This window comes from Collinsella aerofaciens (assembly GCF_020709435.1).
In the GTDB taxonomy this organism is placed as follows: domain Bacteria; phylum Actinomycetota; class Coriobacteriia; order Coriobacteriales; family Coriobacteriaceae; genus Collinsella; species Collinsella aerofaciens_AU.
Genome location: NZ_JAJFDP010000009.1, coordinates 48,105 through 70,149, shown reverse-complemented (window position 1 = coordinate 70,149; position 22,045 = coordinate 48,105). Strand labels below are relative to the sequence as shown.

Annotated in this window: 20 protein-coding genes; 18 read left to right on the top strand and 2 right to left on the bottom strand. The window is 61.9% G+C overall.

The genetic code is table 11. The features are described 5' to 3' along the window. Positions 1-50 precede the first annotated feature (50 nt). From LK493_RS06910 to nhaA, 3 genes are all read left to right on the top strand, one after another. Positions 51-1,004, top strand: coding sequence for an ROK family protein (locus LK493_RS06910; protein WP_227790549.1), 954 nt, complete (start codon positions 51-53; stop codon positions 1,002-1,004). Between the two features lie 165 nt (positions 1,005-1,169). Then, a complete protein-coding gene (locus tag LK493_RS06905) occupies positions 1,170-2,093 on the top strand; it encodes a manganese-dependent inorganic pyrophosphatase (RefSeq protein ID WP_227790548.1) in 924 nt (307 codons plus the stop codon). 267 nt (positions 2,094-2,360) lie between these two features. Next, positions 2,361-3,719, top strand: coding sequence for a Na+/H+ antiporter NhaA (gene nhaA / locus LK493_RS06900; protein ID WP_227790547.1), 1,359 nt, complete (start codon positions 2,361-2,363; stop codon positions 3,717-3,719). 373 nt (positions 3,720-4,092) lie between these two features. Here nhaA and LK493_RS06895 read toward each other — a convergent pair whose 3' ends face one another. Then, the gene (locus LK493_RS06895; protein WP_055285533.1) at positions 4,093-4,347 is read right to left on the bottom strand and encodes a hypothetical protein; all 255 of its coding nucleotides are present in this window, start codon (positions 4,345-4,347) and stop codon (positions 4,093-4,095) included. Positions 4,348-4,496: 149 nt separating this feature from the next. On the opposite strand from LK493_RS06895, the gene LK493_RS06890 reads away from it, so the two are divergent. The 7 genes from LK493_RS06890 to LK493_RS06860 all read left to right on the top strand — a co-directional run bounded on the left by LK493_RS06890 (position 4,497) and on the right by LK493_RS06860 (position 11,450). Then, complete coding sequence (locus tag LK493_RS06890) at positions 4,497-5,801, top strand: aminotransferase class I/II-fold pyridoxal phosphate-dependent enzyme (protein ID WP_227790546.1); 1,305 nt, start codon at positions 4,497-4,499, stop codon at positions 5,799-5,801. Positions 5,802-5,852: 51 nt separating this feature from the next. Next, on the top strand, positions 5,853-6,167 hold the full coding sequence (locus LK493_RS06885) for an STAS domain-containing protein (protein WP_117654909.1): 315 nt from the start codon (positions 5,853-5,855) through the stop codon (positions 6,165-6,167). 153 nt (positions 6,168-6,320) lie between these two features. Next, positions 6,321-6,908 carry a twin-arginine translocase TatA/TatE family subunit gene (locus LK493_RS06880; protein ID WP_227790545.1) on the top strand — a complete coding sequence of 196 codons (588 nt, stop codon included), beginning with the start codon at positions 6,321-6,323 and terminating at the stop codon, positions 6,906-6,908. Further along, positions 6,908-7,699, top strand: a complete 792-nt coding sequence (gene tatC, locus LK493_RS06875; RefSeq protein WP_022093860.1) for a twin-arginine translocase subunit TatC — start codon at positions 6,908-6,910, stop codon at positions 7,697-7,699. The genes LK493_RS06880 and tatC overlap by 1 nt, the downstream gene beginning before the upstream one ends. A gap of 6 nt (positions 7,700-7,705) precedes the next feature. Further along, complete coding sequence (hypA, locus tag LK493_RS06870) at positions 7,706-8,062, top strand: hydrogenase maturation nickel metallochaperone HypA (RefSeq protein WP_215693295.1); 357 nt, start codon at positions 7,706-7,708, stop codon at positions 8,060-8,062. Positions 8,063-8,117: 55 nt separating this feature from the next. Continuing rightward, a complete protein-coding gene (gene hypB, locus LK493_RS06865) occupies positions 8,118-8,801 on the top strand; it encodes a hydrogenase nickel incorporation protein HypB (RefSeq protein ID WP_227790544.1) in 684 nt (227 codons plus the stop codon). Between the two features lie 54 nt (positions 8,802-8,855). After that, positions 8,856-11,450, top strand: coding sequence for a DNA topoisomerase I (locus LK493_RS06860; RefSeq protein ID WP_227790543.1), 2,595 nt, complete (start codon positions 8,856-8,858; stop codon positions 11,448-11,450). Between the two features lie 141 nt (positions 11,451-11,591). On the opposite strand, the gene LK493_RS06855 is transcribed toward LK493_RS06860, so the two are convergent. Then, positions 11,592-12,575, bottom strand: a complete 984-nt coding sequence (locus LK493_RS06855) for a zinc-ribbon domain-containing protein (protein ID WP_195246647.1) — start codon at positions 12,573-12,575, stop codon at positions 11,592-11,594. A 239-nt stretch (positions 12,576-12,814) separates the two neighbouring features. Here LK493_RS06855 and tmk point away from each other — a divergent pair, with 239 nt between their 5' ends. The 8 genes from tmk (at position 12,815) to LK493_RS06815 (ending at position 22,042) form a co-directional block, all read left to right on the top strand. Then, positions 12,815-13,498 (top strand): dTMP kinase, encoded by a 684-nt coding sequence (gene tmk / locus LK493_RS06850; protein ID WP_215693301.1) that lies wholly within the window; start codon positions 12,815-12,817, stop codon positions 13,496-13,498. A gap of 1 nt (position 13,499) precedes the next feature. Continuing rightward, entirely contained in the window at positions 13,500-14,627 is a 1,128-nt protein-coding gene (locus tag LK493_RS06845) for a DNA polymerase III subunit (RefSeq protein ID WP_227790542.1), read from the top strand. Beyond that, positions 14,618-16,318 (top strand): PSP1 domain-containing protein, encoded by a 1,701-nt coding sequence (locus LK493_RS06840; RefSeq protein ID WP_227790541.1) that lies wholly within the window; start codon positions 14,618-14,620, stop codon positions 16,316-16,318. Before LK493_RS06845 ends, LK493_RS06840 begins: the two co-directional genes overlap by 10 nt. Before the next feature lie 102 nt (positions 16,319-16,420). After that, positions 16,421-17,227 carry a ComF family protein gene (locus LK493_RS06835; RefSeq protein WP_227790540.1) on the top strand — a complete coding sequence of 269 codons (807 nt, stop codon included), beginning with the start codon at positions 16,421-16,423 and terminating at the stop codon, positions 17,225-17,227. Positions 17,228-17,238: 11 nt separating this feature from the next. Further along, positions 17,239-18,348, top strand: a complete 1,110-nt coding sequence (locus LK493_RS06830) for a hypothetical protein (protein WP_227790539.1) — start codon at positions 17,239-17,241, stop codon at positions 18,346-18,348. A gap of 732 nt (positions 18,349-19,080) precedes the next feature. Continuing rightward, on the top strand, positions 19,081-20,106 hold the full coding sequence (locus LK493_RS06825) for a substrate-binding periplasmic protein (RefSeq protein WP_227790560.1): 1,026 nt from the start codon (positions 19,081-19,083) through the stop codon (positions 20,104-20,106). Positions 20,107-20,423: 317 nt separating this feature from the next. Then, positions 20,424-21,008 (top strand): ribosome hibernation-promoting factor, HPF/YfiA family, encoded by a 585-nt coding sequence (gene hpf, locus LK493_RS06820; protein WP_035137685.1) that lies wholly within the window; start codon positions 20,424-20,426, stop codon positions 21,006-21,008. Positions 21,009-21,088: 80 nt separating this feature from the next. Then, positions 21,089-22,042, top strand: coding sequence for a DegV family protein (locus tag LK493_RS06815; RefSeq protein ID WP_055310423.1), 954 nt, complete (start codon positions 21,089-21,091; stop codon positions 22,040-22,042). Positions 22,043-22,045 lie beyond the last annotated feature (3 nt).

Sequence of the window (22,045 nt, the reverse complement as noted above, 5' to 3'; positions counted from 1 at the left end):
TTGGGAGCGGTACCATACAGGCAATGTTTAAACGAGAAAGGTGGGCTCCCATGGAACCTAAGCAGTACTACATCGGCATCGACGTCGGCGGCACTTCGGTTAAGGAGGGCCTGTTCGACGAAGACGGTAACCTGCTGGCCAAGGCCAGCGTGCCCACGCCTCCCATCGTTGACGCTGCGGGCTTTGCCGCGGTGACCGAGGCTATCGACCAGGTGGTCGCCAAGGCTCAGATTCCGCGTGCCTTTGTGGCGGGCATTGGTCTGGCCGTTCCGTGCCCCATCCCGGCATCGGGCGATGCCAAGGTCAAGGCCAACATTGCCATTAACCTGCCCGAGCTGAGAGTCGCCATTCAGGAGCACTGCCCCGATGCGGTCGTTAAGTACGAGAACGATGCCAACGCCGCTGCCATGGGCGAGGCCTGGCTCGGCTCTGCCAAGGGAGTGCAGAACGTCGTGATGGTCACCATCGGTACCGGCGTGGGCGGCGGCGTAATCGTCAACGGCGACGTGGTATCGGGCGTTGTGGGTGCTGGCGGTGAGATTGGCCACATGTGCCTGAACCCGGCTGAGGAGCGCACCTGCGGCTGCGGGGGCCATGGCCATCTGGAGCAGTATTCCAGCGCCACCGGCGTGGTGAGCAACTACCTTGCCGAGTGCAAGAAGGCGGGCGTCGAGCCCATCGAGCTCACCGGCCCCTCCGATTCCAAGGACGTGTTCCAGGCCTGCCGCGAGGGTGACAAGCTCGCGTTGGCAGCTGCCGATACCATGGCCGACTACCTCGGCCGCGCCCTGGCGCTTATTGCCAACGTGGTCGATCCCGAGATGTTCCTGATCGGCGGCGGTGCTTCCGCTTCGGCCGATGTCTACCTCGACGCGGTTCGCGAGCACTTCCAGCACTACGCGCTTTCCGCCTCGCGCGAGACGCCCATTAAGGTCGCCTCGCTCGGAAACGACGCCGGCATCATCGGTGCCGCCTACGTAGCCCTGCGCGCCGCCGGCAAATAGCTGGTGCAGGAGGGCCAAGTTACTTTGCACCAACATGGTGCAAAAGGGACAGCCTTGGCCCCATACCTGCCCCAAAATATGCCGTGGCCCTTCCGCCTGCGAAGGCTCGGCATCGGCGTGCTACCATAGCTACGTCTAAGTACACATATCAAGTGGAGGAAACCCATGGCAAACGTTCTTGTCTTTGGTCACCAGAACCCCGATAACGACGCCATCATGAGCGCCGTCGTCCTGCCCCAGCTGCTCAACCAGGTTGAGTATGCCGGCAACACCTACGAGGCCTGCGCCCTTGGTCAGCTTCCGGCAGAGTCCGCCAAGCTGCTCGCCGACGCCGGCATCGCCGAGCCTCGCGTGATCGAGTCCGTCGAGGCCGGTCAGCTCGTCGTCCTCACCGACCACAACGAGTCTGCCCAGTCCGTCGCCGGCCTTAAGGACGCCACGGTCTTTGGTGTCGTCGACCATCACCGCATCGGCGACTTCGAGACCGCCGGCCCGCTGCACTACATCTGCCTGCCCTGGGGCTCCAGCTGCACCATCGTCACCAAGCTCGCCGGCGTGCTCGGCGTTGAGCTTACCGACGTCCAGGCCAAGCTGCTGCTCTCGGCCATGATGACCGATACGCTCATGCTCAAGAGCCCCACCACCACCGATGTCGACCGCGCCGTCGCCGCCAAGCTCGGCGAGCAGGTGGGCGTCGACCCGGTCAAGTTTGGCATGGAGGTCTTCCTCACCCGTCCGTCCGGCTCCTTCACCGCAGCCGAGATGGTCGGCAACGACATCAAGATGTTCGAGCCCGCCGGCAAGAAGCTGCTCATCGGCCAGTACGAGACTGTCGACAAGACCCGCGCACTCGGCATGATCGACGAGATTCGCGAGGCCATGCGCGCCTACGCCGCCGAGAAGGGTGCCGACGGCATTGTCCTGTGCATCACTGACATCATGGAGGAGGGCTCGCAGGTCCTGCTCGAGGGCGAGACCGAGGCTGCTCAGAAGGGCCTGGGCATTGCCGACGAGCACGACGGCGTCTGGATGCCGGGCGTCCTCTCCCGTAAGAAGCAGGTCGCTGCCCCCATCATGGCCGCCTGCTAGGTTTAGTTGACTAAACGCCACGACCGGATCGCGGACGCCCCGCGCTCCGGTCGTTTTTTGTGCACGGCGCCGCGTCGTCTCTTGGACAGGTGTGCCCGTGCCGTTGAGCAAATAATGTTCAACCTGTGGTTCCGCTTTTCGGCCACGCCTGCGTGCTTGTCGTGCAGGGTAGGCTAGATGCAAGCGTAATACGTTAGAGCGCGGCGCCGCCACTTGGGCGGGCCGTGCTTTTTTAAGACGGGAGCTTTCCCGTGAAAGGAGCCGCCCATGGCAGCAACTGAGCAGCTGTTCAACGTTCGTGAGCGCAAGCGCTTTGAACGTCACGACATTTGGGAACGCATCACCGAGAACGGCACGATTTCCGCCGCCGTCATGGTCTTCGCCGCCATCGCCGCCGTCATTTGCGCCAATACCGATGCCTACGAGGCCATCCATCACTTTTTGGAGACCCCGCTGTATGTGGGTCTGGGCAACCTTACGGCCGGTCTCACCGTTGAGCTTTTCGTCAACGACTTCCTCATGGCGATTTTCTTTTTGTTGGTGGGCATTGAGCTTAAGTACGAGATGACGGTCGGCGAGCTCAAGAATCCGCGTCAGGCCATGCTTCCCATGCTGGCGGCCGTGGGCGGCGTCGTCGTTCCCGCCTGTATCTACCTGATCTTCAACCATTCCGGCGCCCGCAACGGTTGGGCCATCCCCATGGCAACCGATATTGCCTTTGCGCTGGGCGTGCTATCGCTTTTGGGCAATCGCGTTCCCAACGGCGTGCGCGTGTTCTTCTCGACGCTCGCCATCGCCGACGACCTCATCTCCATCGCCGCCATCGCCATCTTCTACGGTCAGAGCCCCAATCCGTTTTGGTTGGGCGCCGCCGCGCTTGTGACCTGCGCGCTCGTGTGGCTCAACAAGACGCAGCATTACCGCCTTGCCCCGTATTCGGTACTGGGTCTGCTGTTGTGGTTCTGTATGTTCAAGAGCGGCGTGCACGCCACGCTTGCTGGCGTTATCTTGGCCTTTACCATCCCGGCCAAGTGCGGCGTCAAGCTCGATAGCCTCACCGATTGGTTGGGCGAGTGCCTGCCGCTGCTCGATGACCGCTACGACGACGAGGCGCACATCTTGGGCCAGCATGACTTTACCGTCTCGACCACCAGGGTCGAGCGCGTCATGCACCGCGTGACCCCGCCGCTCATCCGCATGGAGCGTCTGATCTCCACACCGGTCAACTTTGTGATTCTGCCGATCTTTGCGTTCGTGAACGCACAGGTTCGCCTGGTAGGCGTGGATATGAGCACGTTGCTCACCGACCCGGTGACGCTCGGCGTGTACTTTGGCATGCTGCTGGGCAAGCCGATTGGTATCTTTGGCATGACGTTCGCCTTGGTCAAGCTCAAGATCTCCGAGCTGCCGCATAACGTTAACTGGCACATGATTGCCGGCGTGGGCATTCTGGGCGGCATCGGCTTTACGATGTCGATTCTCATTAGCGGCCTCGCCTTCCCGACGGCCCAGTTTGAGGTTCTGGCCGCCAAGGCCGCTATTCTCGCCGGCTCTGTTACCGCGGCCGTACTTGGCATGATCTACATGAGTGTGATCTGCAAGCACCCCGCGCCCAAGGACGAGTAAGAGCGCGAAAACCGGCTCCAGAACCGATTCGGGCGCGTTCAAAATGCGGATTCGGGTGGTGCTTGCCGCCTGCCAGACACGCCAGTGGTCAAAAAACGCCGTTTGTGAGTACTGTCACAAACGGCGTTTCATTTTAGGTGCGGAAAATAATGAACACAATCATGCTATCTGTATGTTAACGAGTAATCGCTTGACTCCAATTTGGCGATAGCTACTACTCGGAAAGAAAATCCAGGCGAAAAAACGCCGATTTGGGGGCTTAATCGCTGCTACTAAAAAGGTAACAGTACTCATATTTGCCCTTTTTTGGCCACAAGCCCTAAAACAAGCCTCGCCAGGGTCGGGAAACGGGCCAAATCGTCGGCCTCGAGACTCATTCCACGGTGCCGTAGATGGCGCCCCAGCCGTGGGCGGCCAAAGCGGAGTTGAGTTGGTCGCAAAGTGACTGGCGGTCGTAATAGCCGGGCGGCAAAAGGTTCACGATTTCCATGAGATCGGGTGCCAGGTCCAAGATTTCGGCCTGTACGATCAGATCCAGGCGGTCGATGGCGTGGCGGTCGTAAAACAGTCCGTCGACCAGGCGCTGCAGGTCGCCGAATTCCTCGGCCTGGAACGATCCATACTCCATAGTGCCTCCTTGGGCGCCCCACGCCGGCATGCGCGGCGATTCGTAATTTATTGCGATGGACTTAATCTATCACGGCTTCATAACGTTGCGGCGGTGGCGGTCTATACTTAGAAGAATTGCAACGTACCGCTTCGTGAAAGGTCGCACCCATGCAGACGATCTACCAGAAGATGGAAACCACCGAACTCGATGCCGCCATCGAGGCGCTCAAGGCCGAGGTCGCCGAGGTCAAGGCTAAGGGCCTGGCGCTCGATATGGCCCGCGGCAAGCCGTCGCCCTCCCAGGTGGACATCTCGCGCCCCATGCTCGATATCCTCAATGCCGACGCCGATCTGCACGACGGCAACGTCGACTGCTCCAACTACGGCTGCTTTGAGGGCATTCCCTCGGCACGCAAACTGGCAGGGGAGTTCCTGGGTTGCCCCGCCGAGCAGACACTCGTGCTGGGTTCGTCGAGCTTGCTGATCGAGCACGATATTGCCGGTATGTTCTGGCGTTGCGGTTCGTGCGGCAGCGAGCCCTGGGAGGCTTATGAGGCCGCGCACGACGGCAAGAAGGTCAAGTTCCTGTGCCCCGTTCCCGGCTACGATCGCCACTTTGGCATCACCGCCGATCTGGGTATCGAGAATGTCCCCGTTGCGATGGCCGACAACGGCCCCGACATGGACGAGGTCGAGCGCCTGGTTGCTGCCGACGACTCCATCAAGGGTATCTGGTGCGTGCCCAAGTATTCCAACCCCACGGGCATCACCTTTAGCGAGGACACCGTGCGCCGCCTAGTCGAGATGCCCACGGCCGCGCCCGATTTCCGCATCTTCTGGGACAACGCCTACTGCGTGCATGACCTGTACGACGAGACCGACGAACTTGCCAACATCTTTGACCTCGCTCGCGCGGCGGGCACCGAGGAACGTGTGGTGGCCTTTGCCTCGACGTCCAAGATCACCTTCCCGGGCGCCGGCATCGGCTTTATCGGTGCGAGCCCCGCGGTTATCGCCGAGTTCTCCAAGCGCCTGAAGGCCGGCCTCATCAGCGCCGACAAGCTCAACCAGCTGCGTCACGTGCGCTTCCTTCCCACCATCGAGGCGGTTAAGGAGCACATGAAAAAGCATGCCGAGTTCCTGCGTCCGCGCTTTGAGGCCGTCGAGCGCAAGCTCACCGAGGGCTTGGGCGACACGGGCTGCGCCACCTGGACGCACCCCCGCGGCGGCTACTTTGTAAGCTTCGATGGTCCCGAGGGCTCGGCCCAAAAGGTCGCCGCGCTTTGCGCCGACCTGGGCGTCAAGCTCACGCCGGCCGGTGCCACCTGGCCCTATGGCAAGGACCCGCGCGACACCAACATCCGCATCGCGCCGAGCTATCCCACGGTCGAGGACCTGGAGGCCGCGCTCGATGTGCTGGTGCTGGCCGTTAAGCTTGTCGCTGCCGAGCTTGCTCGTGCCGAGCGCGCCTAACGCGCGGCTTCCCGTACTATCCGCACTTTCGATACGTAAAGGAGCGTATACATGGATTTGGGTATTTCCACCAACCCCACGCCAGAGCTCTACACCATTAAGGTGACCGGTGAGATCGATATCTCTAACGCCGATAGCCTGCGCAACGCCATCGACCTGGCGCTCGAGCAGCCCACCGAGGCCGTTGAGCTCGATTTTGCCCAGGTGAGCTACATCGATTCGACGGGCATTGGCGTGCTCGTGGGCGCCGCGCACCACGCGGTCGACCACGGCAAGCGTTTTGGCTGCGTCAACGTGCAGCCCCCGGTGATGCGCGTGGTTCAGCTGTTGGGTGTCGACCAGGAGATTTCGATCACCGCTGCATAATCTTTGCCCCCAAAAGGGCGTGCCGTTTGGCATATGTTTGTGATGCGCTCGGACGTTTTGGCGTCCGGGCGCTATACTTGACCGAATGAATAGACGAGTTCCGGCCGAATGGCGCGGTGCGGGCTCGACTCACATCGAGCCTTGGAGGTATGTGTGTTTGGTATTGGAGAGGGTGAGCTCGCGATCATCGTGGTCTTCGGCTTTTTGCTGTTTGGCCCGGATAAGCTCCCGCAGATGGGCCGCACGATCGGCCGTGCCATCCGTCAGTTCCGCGAGACGCAGGAAAAGATGACGGCCGTCGTTCAGTCCGAGATTATCGATCCGGTGAGCGAGGCCGCGTCGGCCCCGGTCAAGCCCAAGAAGGCTGCTGCGACCGACGACGATTCCGATGCGGACGAGGATGCCGCCGAGACGGCAGCGCCCGCCAAGAAGGAGACCTTTGCCGAGCGTCGCGCCCGCCTTGCCGCCGAGAAGGCCGCGAGCGAGGGCGCCACTGAGGGCGAAGGTGCTGCTGAGGAGCCTGCGACCGAGGGCGCCGACGCCGGGTCCGCCGATGCCGCCGCCGAGTCCGCTTCCACTGCAGAGCCGGAGCCCGAGCCCGAGCCGGCAGAGCCCACGACGGCTGACCTCTACGCCCGTCGTCCCCGCAAGCGCAAGGCCGTCGTCGACCAGCTCGCTCGCGAGCTCGAGGCCGAGGACGACGCCGCTGCCGCCGATGCCCCGAAGGGAGGCGATGAGTAATGCCTATCGGACCTGCGCGCATGCCGCTCTTCGATCACTTGGGAGAGCTCCGTCGCCGCCTGACCATCGTGGTCGTGTCGGTGTTTGCCGCCGCCATCGTGCTGTATTTCGCCACGCCCGTGGTGCTCGACATCTTGGAAGACCCTATCCGCTCCTTTGTGCCGGACGGTAAGTTCTACATCACCACCACGCTGGGCGGCTTTGGTCTGCGCTTTTCGCTGGCCATCAAGATGGCCGTGGTCATGTGCACGCCCATGATCATCTGGCAGATCTTGGCGTTTTTCCTGCCGGCGCTTCGCCCCAACGAGCGCAAGTGGGTCGTGCCCACGGTGCTCGCCTCGACGGTGCTGTTCTTCCTGGGCGCCATCTTCTGCTATTTCATCATCATTCCCGCGGGCTTTGAGTGGCTCATCGGCGAGACCTCGGCCGTCGCTACGGCGCTGCCCGATCTGGAGAACTACGTCAACATGGAGCTGCTCTTTATGATCGGCTTTGGCGTGGCGTTTGAGCTGCCGCTCATCATCTTCTACCTGTCCGTCTTCCACATCGTGTCCTACGCGGCCTTCCGCGGCGCCTGGCGCTACGTGTACGTGGGCCTGCTTGTGGGCTCGGCTGTGATTACGCCCGACGGCTCGCCCGTTACGCTGGGCCTCATGTATGGTGCCCTGCTCTCGCTCTACGAGATTTCGCTCGCCATTGCCCGCGTGGTCATTACCGCGCGCGAGGGCAAGGAGGGCTTGTTTGTGAGCCGTCTGGACCTGTTCTCGGACGATGAGGACGACGAGGAGTAAATCGGTATGCACGAGGTTGGCATTGTCAACGGCATACTCGATACAGTGATTCGCGCGGCGCGTGGGGCGGGGGCCTCGCGCGCCGTTTTGGTAACGCTGCGTATCGGGGATATGACCGAGGTCGTGCGCGAGGCGCTCGACTTTGCGTGGGAGACGTTTCGCGACGAGGACCCGCTCACGCGGGGCTGCGAGCTCGCGGTTGAGGAGATTCACCCACAAAGTGAATGCCTGGACTGCGGCGAGGTCTTCGACCACGATCGCTTCCACTGTCGCTGTCCCCAGTGTGGTGGTGCCAACGTGCGCCTACTGCACGGCCGCGAGCTCGATATCGCGAGTATCGAAATCGAAACCCCCGACGATTAGCCCGCTAGCCATCTGGTGATGGGGTATAAAGGGGCCAAAGTAAGGAGCGCTAAGTATGGCTGAGAAAACGATTGATATCGCGTCGCCGATTCTGTCGCGCAACGAGCGCCTGGCAGATCAGCTGCGTCAGCGATTTAATGAGACAAACACCTATGTGATCAACGTCTTGTCGAGCCCCGGTTCGGGCAAGACCACCACGATCCTGGGCACCAACGAGCGCCTGCGTGACAAGGCCGGCCTGCGCTGTGCCGTCATCGAGGGCGATATCGCCTCGGATGTCGACGCCATCACCATGAAGGAAGCCGGCATGCCCGCCATCCAGATCAACACGGGCGGCCTGTGCCACCTCGAGGGCAACATGATCATGGAGGCCGTTGACGCGTTTGACCAGGCCGTTGGGCTCGATAACATCGACGTCATTTTTATCGAAAACGTGGGCAACTTGGTCTGTCCGGTCGACTTTGACCTGGGCGAGAACCTGTCCATCATGATTCTCTCGGTGCCCGAGGGCGACGACAAGCCTATCAAGTACCCGGGCATCTTCCAGCACGCCGGCGCACAGCTGCTCAACAAGGTAGACGTGGCCCCGGCTTTCGATTTTGACATGGATAGGTATACTAAGACACTCGATGACCTCAATCCGCAGGCGCCGCGGTTTGCCGTGAGCGCGCGCAAGGGCGAGGGCATGGATGCCTGGTGCGATTGGCTCATCGGGCAGATTGAGCAAGCAAGGGCGTAAGTCGGCCGCCATACGGGCGGGCGTAGCCGCAGAGATACGAGATAGGAGCCTCTTTTGAAGCTCATCATCGCCGAGAAAAACGACGCCGCGCGTCAGATTGCCGAGCGTCTGTCCACGGGCAAGCCCAAAAAGGACAAGGTGTACAACACCGCCATCTACCGTTTTGAGTGGAAGGGCGAGGAGTGCGTGACCATCGGCCTTGCCGGTCACATCCTAGCGCCCGATTTTTGCGACAGCGTGCTGTTCGATAAAAAGCTGGGCTGGTATTCGGTCACCGAGGACGGCGAGATGCTGCCGGCCGACATACCCGATGGCCTGGCGCGTCCGCCCTACGACACCAAGCGCAAGCCGTTTCTTGCCGATGGCATCTCAATCAAGGGCTGGAAACTCGAGAGCCTGCCTTACCTCACCTGGGCGCCCGTCATTAAGCTACCGGCCGAGAAGGAACTCATTCGTTCGCTCAAGAACCTCGCCAAGAAGTCCGACAGTGTCATCATCGCCACGGACTTCGATCGCGAGGGCGAGCTGATCGGTTCGGACGCCCTCAACAAGGTGCGCGAGGTTGCGCCCGACCTGCCGGTCGCCCGCGCCCAGTATTCTTCGTTTACCAAGGCCGAGATCACGCAGGCCTTCGATAATCTCGTCTCGCTCGACCAGAATCTGGCCGACGCCGGCGAGAGCCGCCAGCACATCGACCTCATTTGGGGTGCGGTGCTCACGCGCTACCTGACGCTCGCCAAGTTTGGCGGCTTTGGTAACGTGCGCTCTGCCGGCCGTGTGCAGACGCCGACGCTTGCCCTGGTGGTCGAGCGCGAGCGCGAGCGCATGGCGTTTGTGCCCGAGGACTATTGGCAGATCCGCGGCATGGGCGCCGCACAGGGCGCTGCCGAGGACGACCGCTTTAAGATTGCGCACAAGACGGCGCGCTTTACCGACAAGGATGCTGCTGAGGCGGCGTACGGCCACGTTGACGGCGTTGCGACGGCAACCGTCGCCGCGGTGACCAAGCGTTCGCGCAAGCAGCAGCCGCCCACACCGTTTGCGACTACCTCGCTGCAGGCTGCCGCCGCAGCCGAGGGCATCTCACCTGCGCGTACCATGCGCATCGCCGAGTCCCTCTACATGGCCGGTCTCATCAGCTACCCGCGTGTCGACAATACCGTGTACCCTGCGACGCTCGATCTGGGCGCCGTGGTGAGCGACCTTGCAAAGATCAACCCGGCGCTGGCGCCCGTGTGCAAAAAGGTGCTCGCCGGCCCCATGAAGCCCACGCGCGGCAAAGTCGAAACCACCGACCACCCGCCTATCTATCCCACGGGCGAGGGCGATCCGTCCGCGCTCGACGGTGGCCAGCGCAAGCTCTACGACCTCATCGCCCGTCGCTTCCTGGCAACGCTCATGGGTCCCGCGACCATCGAGAACACCAAGCTCGAGCTCGACGTCAATGGTGAGCCGTTCGTGGCTTCGGGCGATGTGCTCGTGACCCCGGGTTTCCGCGAGGCGTATCCGTATGGACTCAAGCGCGACGAGCAGATGCCGCCGCTGGAGCAGGGCGATACGGTCGACGTGTTCGACATTAAGCTCGAGGCCAAGCAGACCGAGCCGCCCGCACGCTACAGCCAGGGCAAGCTCGTGCAGGAGATGGAAAAGCGCGGCCTGGGCACCAAGTCCACGCGCGCGAGCATCATCGAGCGCCTGTACGCCGTGCGCTATCTCAAAAACGATCCCGTGGAGCCGAGCAAGCTGGGCATCGCCATCATCGATGCACTGTCGCAGTTTGCCCCGCGCATCACGAGCCCCGATATGACCAGCGAGCTCGATGGCGATATGACCCGCGTGGAGCGCGGCGAGGACACCGAAGAGCATGTCGTGACGCACTCGCGCGCGCTGCTGGCCGGTGTGCTCGACGAGCTGCTCAAGCATACGCAGGAACTGGGCGACGCCATCAGCGACGCCGTCACGGCCGATGCGCGCGTGGGCGCCTGCCCCAAGTGCGGCAAGGACTTGGTTATGAAGACGAGCGCCAAGACCCGTGGCAGCTTCATTGGCTGCATGGGCTGGCCCGACTGCGACGTGACCTATCCGGTGCCGAGCGGCGTCAAGGTGAGCCCGCTCGAGGGCGAGGCTGCTGTGTGCCCCGAATGCGGTGCGCCGCGCATTAAGTGCCAGCCGTTCCGCCAAAAGGCTTTCGAGATTTGCGTGAACCCCACATGCCCCACCAACTACGAGCCTGACCTTAAGGTGGGCGAGTGCAAGGTGTGCGCCGAGGCAGGACGCCATGGCGACCTGATCGCACACAAGAGCGAGAAGAGCGGCAAGCGCTTTATCCGCTGCACCAACTATGACGACTGCGGCGTGAGCTATCCGCTGCCGGCGCGTGGCAAGCTCGAGGCGACGGGCGAGACCTGTCCCGAGTGCGGCGCTCCCATCGTGGTGGTCAACACGGCGCGCGGTCCGTGGCGTATCTGCGTCAACATGGACTGCCCGACCAAGGAGAAGAAGCCCGCCCGCGGCCGCAAGACCACGACTAAGGCGAGCACGGCCAAGAAGACGACGGCGGCCAAGAAGACGACGGCTAAGAAAGCCACTGCCGCCAAGAAGACGACCGCGAAGAAGTCGGCTGCCAAGAAAGTAGCCTCCGACAAGTAACGGCGCGGTCGAAACATTGCCTAAAAAACGAGCGAGGACCCCACGATCCTCGCTCGTTTTTTTATCTGGCAGTTAGGGACGTTCCTTTTCTGCCGGCAGTTTAGGAACGTCCCTAACTGCCGGCTCGGGAACGACAAAGCGCTAGTTCACTTCGACGGGTTTGGCGCCGGGGTAGCGCTCCTCAAAGTCTAGGCGGTACTTATTGTCATTGGTGCCCGCCACGTTGTCGCGCGACAGCGGCGCCACGATCTCATTCTTGTGATCCGCAGGCTTGGTGTATTTCAGGCTGATCTCCCAGGCATCACAGATTGCGTCAATGCGGTGATCCAGGTCGTCATACAGGGCAACGATGTCTTTCCAGGAACTGTAGTTCTTAGAGCTCGTCGGGACGTCTAGGTCCTCGACGATGTCGTAATACTGCTCGATGGTGTCCTCCGTGCGCTCGGCGACGTCGGCGAGATTTTGACGGGTGGTTCGATCCTCTTCCAGATAGCTGCCGTTGAAGTTCTGCGCGCAGCCACGGACGTAGTTGTCGAGGTCTTCGAGCAAGTCGTAGTATTCGCTCAGTCGGCGGTAGAGGTTCTGCTCGGAGAGCGTTGCTTCGCCGCCATCCTCGTCGTCATCGTCATCATCGTCGTACAGGCTGTTGGGATCGCCGAGAGGCTTTAGGTCATCGTCGTCGACGTCATGGTGCAGCTTAGCTACCTCGGCAGTCGTCTGCGTGGCGGCGTTGTCGAAAGGCTTGATCACAAAGAAAACGACCAGGGCGATGATGATCGCCACCAGCACAACAATAACGGCGATAAGCGGCCCGGTGCCGCTCTTTTTGGGAGCGGGGGTCTGTGGCGAAGCGGGCGTGTATGCGGGAGCCGGCTCCTGTTGGGGCGAGCCGCTCGCGACGGGTATGCGCTGCGTGGTCTCGACGGCCGCAGGGCTTGCGGCGGGGTCGGGGCGATAGGCGAGGGGGTCGTCCGCCTTGGCTTGCGGCGTATCAAGGGAGCCGGTCTGCTCAAAAGCGGGCTGGCTATCGCTCGCGACTGTTTGCTCAACGGGTGCACCGCACGAGGTGCAGAACTTGGCATTATCTGCAAGAAGCTTGCCGCACGAGGCGCAATACCGAGACATTGCCACTCCTTTCGCCACATTTCAATGCAATACGACGATTATACCCAGCGTCCAAAATTCCCCATCATAAGTTGCGGTGAAATAGGGACTGTTTGGCGGTCTCAGAGCTTCAATCAGTCCCTATTTCACCGCAACTTTGGAAAGGCGCCTTTAGCCATTGGGGACGCACCGAGCACTGGGGTATCATGGCTTGGTTGATATATCTGCATTTACGCGCCTTGTAGGAAGGGGCTGCGCCCATGGCTTTTGTGCCCGCTCAACATAGCTTCATTACGCTCGAGGGTGTCGATGGCGCCGGTAAATCTACGCAGGCGCGCCTGCTTGCCCGTGCGCTCGAGCTCGCTGGCTACCAGGTTGTGAGCCTGCGCGAGCCGGGCGGTACCGCCATCAGCGAAAAGATCCGTGCTCTGCTGCTCGACCCCGCCAATACGGCGATGGGCGACACTTGCGAGCTGCTGCTGTATGAGGCCGCCCGTGCCCAGCTAGTGCATGAGGTTATCGCGCCCGCCCTCGCGGCCGGCAAGGTGGTCCTGTGCGACCGCTTCTACGATTCCACGACCTGCTATCAGGCGTTTGCCGACGGCCTCGATCGTCAGATGGTGCGCGATGCCAACAACCTGGCCGTCGCGGGTACGCACCCGGCGCTCACACTCGTCTACCACATCACGCCCGAGCAGGCGGCGCTGCGCATGGCAGCCCGTGGTGCGGCAGATCGCATGGAGGCTAAGGGCATGGCCTTCCAGGAGCGCGTCTACCAGGGATTTTGCGCCATTGCCGCCGAGGAGCCAAACCGCGTAAAGCTCATCGACGCGACCGCGTCCATCGAGGAAGTCTTCGCGCAGACGGTCGAGCGGGTTCGCGCCTACGGCCTCGACATTTCCCAGGACGCCGTCACCGCTGCGCTTGCCCAGGAGGCCGAGTAGCATGGCCCCCGCTCAGGCAAGTCTGCTGGCCAAGCTCGACACCCAAGAGCGCGTGCGCGACTTTTTGACCAATGCCGTCGCCAGCGGTCGCGCATCGCACGCCTACCTGTTTTTGGGCGCGCCCGGCGCGGGCAAGCTCGACGCCGCGTGGGCGCTCGCCCAGGCCTTCCTGTGCGAGCAGGACGGCTGCGGCGCATGCGACAGCTGCGTGCGCGTTGCGCGGCACACGCACCCCGACGTGCACTATTACACGCCCGAGAGCGCCACGGGTTACCTCATCGCCCAGACGCGCGAGCTACTCGACGACGTGCCCCTGGCGCCCATCCGTGCCAAGGCCAAGGTCTACATCATCGACCGTGCCGAGCAGCTGCGCGCCAACACCGCCAACGCGCTGCTCAAAACGCTCGAGGAGCCGCCCGAGGGCGTCATGTTCATCCTGCTGGGCACCTCGGCAGACGTGATGCTGCCCACCATCGTGAGCCGCTGCCAGTGTGTGCCGTTTCGGCTGGTGTCGCCCACCGCGGCCGCGCAGGCCGTGAGCCGCGCCACCGGTCAGGACATCGCGCGTTGTCGCATGGCCGTCGCCGTGGCGGGCAGCCCCACACGCGGTATCGAGTTCCTTAAGAGTGCCGAGCGCCAGGACGCCCGCCGTCAGATGGTTCGTGCCATCGACTCACTCATTGCCGCCGACGAGGCCGACGTGCTCAGCCGCGCCAAGTCGCTTATCGTCACCGTCAAGGCGCCGCTCGCCGAGGTCAAGTCCACGCAGGAAAAGGTGCTCGAGCAAAATGCCGACTACCTGTCGCGTGGAGCATTGAAGCAGCTTGAGGACCGCAACAAGCGCGAACTCAACGCGCGCGAGCGTTCGGGTATCATGGAAGTGCTGGCGAGCGCGCGGACGCTCATGCGCGACGTGCTGCTGACGCTTCAGGATGAGGCGGCCGACGTCGTGAACGAGGATGTGCGCGACACGATCGGTCGGCTTGCCGCCGCGACCAATGTTGCGGGTGCCACTCAGGCGCTCGAAGCGGTCGCGACCGCCGAGCGCAACATCGCCAGAAACGTTACTCCCCAGCTGGCCATCGAGGTCATGCTGTTCGATATCAGGAAGGCACTGAAATGCCGTTAGTCGTACCCGTTAAGTTTACCTACGCCTCGCGCGACCTGTGGTTCGACCCGCAGGATCTGGATATCCTCGAGGCCGATTATGCTATCTGCTCCACCGAGCGCGGAACCGAGATTGGCCTGGTCACGGCAGACCCCTTCGAGGTGCCGCAGGACGAGATCGGCCAGCCGCTCAAGCCCGTGCTGCGCGTGGCGAGCGACATCGACCTGCAGCTTGCCGATGATCTGGCCATCCAGGGTGACGAGGCCATGGTCGATTTCCGTCGCCTGGTCAAGGAGCTCGACCTCGAGATGAAGCCGGTCGGCGTCGAGTACCTGTTTGGCGGCGAGAAGGCCGTGTTCTATTTTGCGGCCGAGGAGCGCGTCGATTTTCGTCAGCTCGTCAAGGACCTTTCCTCGGCGCTGCACATTCGCGTCGACATGCGCCAGATCGGCGTGCGCGACGAGACCCGTTTGGTGGGCGGCTATGCCCAGTGCGGCCAGGAGCTCTGCTGCACGCGCTTTGGCGGACAGTTTGAGCCTGTCTCGATCCGCATGGCAAAAGAGCAGGACCTGCCGCTTAACTCGTCCAAGATCAGCGGTGTATGCGGCCGTCTGATGTGCTGCCTGCGCTACGAGTTCGAGGCGTATAAGGACTTTAAGAGCCGCGCGCCCAAAAAGAAGACGCTTATCGATACGCCGCTTGGCAAGGCGCGTATCCAAGAATATGACACGCCGCGCGAGCAGCTGGTGCTGCGCCTGGAGAACGGCAAGGTCTTTAAGGTCAACCTGGCCGATATGACCTGCTCGGAGGGCTGCAAAAAGAAGGCAGCCGAGCAGGGTTGCAACTGCCGTCCCGACTGCGTGACGCGCGACGTGCTCGAGCGCATCGAGTCGCCCGAGATGCGCCTGGCGCTCATGGAGCTCGACCGCGAGAACGGCGTCGACGTGGGCGATGGCCTGTCGAACGCCGATCGCCTGGCGGGCATATCGATGCCCAAGCGCCGTCGTCGCGATGCCGAATCCGATGCTCGCGCCGGTCAGGGCCAGGGCGAGGGCCGTGGCCGCGGAAAAGGCCGCGGTAAGGCCGAGACACCTGAGGCCGAGGGGGCGGCCGATGGCCGTCGCCGTCGCAAGCGCGCGGGCTCGGGCGATGCTACCGAGGTTGCAGCCGCGGGCAAGAGCGCCTCTCGCGAGCGCGAGGTTCAGCAGCCCCAGCAGCAGAATCGCGGCGGCGGCATGAACCCCACACGTCGCCGCCGCCGTCATCTGTCGAGCGAGGAGCGCGAGGACGCCTTCCGCGCCGCAGCTGCTCGCGAGGCCGGTGCCGCTTCCAAGGGCGCCTCGGCCTCCGATGCGCCTGTCGACAAGAGCGGCAAGTCACGTGGCGAGGAGGAGCGCGCGCCGCGTCCGCGCCGTCGCCATTCCTCGGGCGCGCAACAGAAGCCCTCAGTGCCCTCCGTGGCCGATCAGGTCTCGGATGGCGAGGTCAAGGTCACGCGCCGTCGTCCCGGGGATGGCGGGGGAGCGGCTGCCAAGGCTTCGCGTGGCGCCGCTCGCGACGAGCGCGAGCCGCGCGAGAATCGCGGTGGCGAGGGCTCGGCCGACCAGGGTCAAAAGCGCCGTCGCCGTCGTCGTTCCCGCAAGCCGCGCCAGGATGGTGGCGAGGGCTCGACCCCGTCTTCGTCCGCACCACAACCGCCCGCCGGCGAATAACGCCCGCGAGCGGATTTAACCCGCCTTGCCCCGAGCGCATCGGGGTATCATAGCGCCGAATCAACAACCCTCCCTGCGATCGAGCGTAGGGAGGGTTGTGTCTTGAAGAGCCATCTGAACATATTGAGCCGTCTGCAGAGTGCCGGTGCCCTACCGTTTGCGGACGAATTGCTACCGTTTGCCGAGCGCGCGACGTACGAGGCACTCGAGGCATTGTCGCCAACACGATGTACCGGCTGCGAGCGCGCCGGTGCGCTTATTTGCCAAGACTGCCTGGCCGCGCTCACGCTCATCGACCCACGTCATAGCTGCACCCGATGTGGCGCCCCGTTTGGGGATTTGCTGTGCACTGAGTGTTCGGTCGAGGGCACGTCTTCGGCAATGGCGGAGGCGCTCGACCGCTGCCTGGCGTGCGCCGTCTATGCGCATCCGCTGCCGCGCATCATTAAAGCGTACAAGGATGCGGGCGAGCGACGTCTGGCTCCGTATCTGGCGGAGCTGCTCTACGACACCGCCCTGCATGCCCAGGTCGTAGCTCCCGATCGCTACGGAGGCGTGCTTTCCGGTGCGGATGCGGTGGTGTTTGTGCCTGCGACGGCGGCAGCGTTTCGGCGGCGTGGTTTTGATCATATGGAGGCTATTGCGCGCCCATTTTGCGAGCTGTCGGGCGTTCCTCTGCTCGATGCTCTCGTCAAGTACGGGCATGGCGACCAGCGCGAACTCGGTCGTGAGGAGCGCCGCGAGCGTGCCCGAGGTATGTACGAGACGGTTGAGGACGTGCACGGCCGCCGCCTGCTGCTTATCGACGACGTTATCACCACGGGTGCGACGATGGCAGCGGCTTCGGCGGAACTCAAGCGCGCCGGTGCCACGGCCGTTGATGGCCTCGCTATCGCACGCGTTTGGTAGGGGTGGTTCAGATGGCAATAAAGATCGGGCAGCGTGGCAAGCCTGCAAGCGAGCAGCTGGCTGCTTCCGTAATTCTGACGGGCGCCTCGGCGCTACGCATGATGCGCGCCGAGCGCCGACAAATGGGTTACATCAGCTGGAGGGACCTCGATCCCGATGAAGAGTGCCGTGTGCTGCGCGCGTCGTCGCCCTCGATCGAGGACATCTATCTTCCCGACTTGGTGCGGATTGGGGCCGCAAGCGGCGAGGTGCAAGAAGATCTTTGCTTGCTGGTGGGATCTGCGGCGCAGCGCCGCCGCATGCCTGGCGTGGGCTGGTCCGTATGCTCTGGGTTGCCCGCCGGCTCGATTCTAGAGGTGGAACCAGGGGTGTACAGTCTATCTCCCGAGGCCCTTTGTGTTGCCGTCGCCCGCGAGGTCGGCTGTATCCAGGCATTTGCCCTGGCCCAGGAGCTGTGCTCTAAGATTTCGCTGAGTGACCGCGGGCAGTATCTACCTCCCTACACATCGCCTGTCGTGAACAAATTGGCAAAGGACAAAGACCAGCCGCCAGATGTCGGTTACTTTGAGGTCGAGTCCGTGCTGACACCCGATTGCCTGGTAGATTACCTCGCGGCATGCAAGGGGAATGTGGCCAAACAGCTGCTGCGCCTGTGTCCCTACCTGTCAGAAAATCTGCGCTCGCCCATGGAGTGCATCATGCTCGCTCTGTTTTCGCTTCCGTTTTCCTATGGCGGATTTGCCTGCGGTCCCTTTAAGACCGACTACAAGATCGAGTTCGATGACCGTGCGCAGGCAATCTCGGGGATGCCGCATGCAGTTTGCGATGCGTATCAGGAAGCAGCCCAGTTTGACCTGGAATACAACGGTGAGCTGGGCCATTCCTCCCGGAGGGGACGTATCCATGATGAAAAACGCAACACGGGCTTGATTACTATGGGAATCGAGGTCGCGACGGTTAACAACGAAATGCTCTGCGACATGGAAGCGATGGAAGCGCTCGCATGGCGCATCCACCAGCGCATGAGTAAGCGATATCGCAACCGTGTTGACGCTCGCAGAAAGAAACAAGAGGCGCTATTTAACACGTTGCGGGCGTGTTTTGGGCTTAAACCCGCCTAACAATGCTCTGAAACAGGGGGTTGGATATATGCTTTGGCCAAAATATAGCAAATATGAGTACTGCTACAAATTCAGTAACAGCAAAATCAGGGATTTTGGGACTGGAAGATGGCGTAAATTAGAAAATTATTAAACAAATGTGGAATATCCTGGCATCAATCTGACGTTATAGAGCGTGAAAACAGCTTGCAGAGCCAAAAACTCCTGCTACTAAATTGGTAACAGTACTCATATTTGCTATTTTTTGGCCACGGCGCCCTAAGACGGGTGTGTTGGGGCTTTCCATAGGGGAGCGACGGGCTTAATCAGAGCGCGTGCGGCCCGTCCTGACCTGCGAAATCTGTACTCGCGATGCGAATAACGCCCCTAACCTTAAACTTTAGCTTGAACTTAGCTATAATGCGCTTCGTTCCTACCAGGCTGTGGTTGCGGACGGACGAAATGCCCGTCCTAGTCCAAGACAGACGCGGTCAAAGGGATCCACGTAAGCGACCGCGTGCGCGCGGCGCGATCATGGCGCGTCCTAGATGTAAGCCGCACCGTCCGTTCTACTTTCTTTGGGGCAATACCGCCTCGCGGGCGAGCGGGTCAGTCGTGAAGGTGGCTGCGGCCTCCCGAGCAAACACCCCGGTGCGCAAGTGTGGGGTCAAATACCAGGTCAGCTGGTGGGAACAACCTGATATTCCGCGCAACGCACGGATTGTATACGACACAGAAGGCGGGGTAGTGGACATGGTGAGGGGCAGCTTGATGCACGCGGCTCGGTTGGGTGCTGGGACCGCAGCGGTCATTGCCGTTTTGGGCCTGAGCGGATGCGCGTTCAACCCGCTGTCTACGTTCACGACTCCCACGATCGACCAGATCGAGTACGAGACCGTCACGCCGGCGGTGTCGGACGATGCCTTGGTCACTCCCGGAACCCTGACGGTCGCCCTCGATACTTCCGATGCGCCGCAGGCCATGCAGGACGCCGACGGCGAGCTCACGGGGTATGCGGTTGACGCCGCCCGCGCTCTCGCAAGCCGCATGGGCCTTAAGGTCGCCTTTGTCGATGCGTCTTCGGCAGATTCCGCGCTCGGCGACAAAAAGGCCGATATCTTTATCGGCGAGATTAACTCCACGGACGGGGACATTAGCTCGCTCGGCACCTGCCTGTACGATGCCACTTCCGTGTTCGGTAAAACTAGCGATGGTGGGTCGCTAAGCGTTTCCACCGATACCCTTAACACGTCCACCCTGGGCGTTCAGACGTCCTCGGCCTCGCAGGAGGCGCTTGCTAAGCAGAGCATCACCGCCAACCAAAAGACCTACTCCAACATCAACGAGTGCTTTGAGGCGCTCGAGTCCGGCGAGGTCGACTATGTGATCTGCGACTCCACGGCCGGCGGCTACCTTGCACGCCTGATGAGCGAGGTCTCCTATGCCGGTGCGCTCGAGGCGCCCTCGACGCTTGGTGTTGCGGGCCTCTCGTCCAATGACGAACTGTGCCGTGCCGTGAGCGATGTCCTCGACGGTATTACGGCCGACGGCACGCTCGAGGCGGTTCACTCTGTCTGGTATGGCACGATGCCCTACGACCTCACCACTAAGACGGTTTCGGGCGCTAACGTGCAGCCGGGCGACTCTGAGTCCAGTGAGACCACGTCCTCCGGCAGCGAGTCCTCCGATTCCGACAATGAGACCGCATCCTCCGAGGACAAATCGTCCAGCCAGGAAGGCGCCATCACCGACGACGACATTAACAAACTCAATAGCTAGTTATTGCTAGGGGTGGTGTCTCCTATACGTTGGAAAGGACACCTCTTCACGGTTTCAACACGCACTGCCGGGTTTCCCCAATAGGGGAGCCCGGCTTTTTCATCCCTATAAAACCAGCAGGTCAAAGCCAATTTTCGAGACCAAATACAAATCTGTGGGCTCCCTCCTATAGCGCACTTTGCCATGGAAAAGTACGAGACTTCGGTATGCGGTATCAAGCAATCGTTATTCGGGTCTTTAGGAATCCGCGTGATTAAATGCACGGCAATGGGTACATAGCCAGTACAGTAAGTCCCCGAGGCAGATTGGAGCCACGTATGGATATCAAGGTTTCTGGACGCAAGACGACGGTAACCGATGCTCTGCGTGCGCATGTGGATGAGAAGATCGGCGAGGCGCTCAAGGTTTTCGATATCGAGCCCATGACGGTCGACGTTGTACTTCGCTATGAGAAGAACCCCTCGAACCCCAACCCGGCAATCGTCGAGGTTACGGTTCGTGCCCGCGGTTCGGTGATTCGCGTTGCCGAGCACGGTGCAGATATGTACGCCGCCATCGACCTCTCCGCCGATAAGGTCACCCGCCAGCTGCGCAAGTTCAAGACCAAGGTTGTGGACAACCGCCAGGGCGGTGCCAGCGCCGCGGATGTCGCACCGGTCGAGCGCGTTGAGGATCTGGCCGACCTGCTGCTGCCCGAGGAGGAGGACGACCTGCTCGTCCGTGAGAAGGTCATTGATGTCACCCCGATGACTGAGGAGCAGGCGCTGGTGCAGACCGATCTGCTCGGCCACGACTTCTACGTGTTCGAGAACGCGACGACTGGCCTCATCAATGTGGTGTATCACCGTAAGAATGGTGGATATGGCATCATCAAGCCCCGCATCGAAACACTTGACGAGTAAAATACGTTAACTTGCATGAGTTAACGGCCGGCGGTCATCCCATGCGGATGGCCGCCTTTTTTACGTAAGGAGTCGCTTTGATGGACAAGGCTGCATCTACCGGCCATTCTGACCGCTGCCGCATCGTCGTCGATACCTGCTGCGACTTTAGCCCCGAGGTCGCCGCGAACCTCGATGTCGATATCTTGGGCTTCCCCTTCATTATCGATGGCGAGGAGCGCACGGACGATATCTGGTCGAGCATGAGCCCTAAGGAGTTCTACGACCGCATGCGCGCCGGTGCCCGCGTGTCCACCTCGGCTGTGTCGCTCGGTCGCTATATCGAGTTCTTTACCGAGTGCGCCAAAGAAGGCACGCCCACGGTCTACCTGTGCTTTACCTCGGCGCTGTCGTCGAGCTACAACTCCGCGTGCCAGGCGGCAGATGCCGTGCGCGCCGAGTATCCCGATTTTGAGCTGTACGTGGTCGACAACGCTTTGCCTTGCGCGACCGGCGCGCTCTTGGCGCTCGAGGCTGTCCGTCAACGCTCGGCGGGACTCACCGCCAAGCAGCTGGTCGACTGGGCAAACGAGGCAAAGACCTACGTCCACGGCTACTTTACGCTCGAGAGCTTCGACGCACTGGCTGCCGGCGGCCGCATTCCGCCCGCGGCGGCACAGCTCACGGCAAAGCTCGATGTCAAACCCGAGCTGTCCTACGACCTGGCCGGCTCGCTGTCGCTGATCGGCGTCAACCGCGGCCGCAAGAAGGCGCTCAAGTCCATCCTCAAGTCGTTCCGCGAGAACTACGTGCCCGACCGCACCATGCCCATCGCCATCATGACGGCCGATGCCGAAAAGGACGGCGACTGGCTCGAGGCCGCCATCCGCAAGGAGGAAGGCTGCGCCGACGTCACGATTATTCGCAGCTCTGTGGGTCCCACCATTGGCTCGCACGTGGGCCCCGGCATGGTGGCCTGCGCGTTTTGGGGCAAGAATCGTGCCGAGAAAGCCTCGCTTTCCGACCGCATCGCGCGCCGTGTGCGAGGCGAGTAGGTA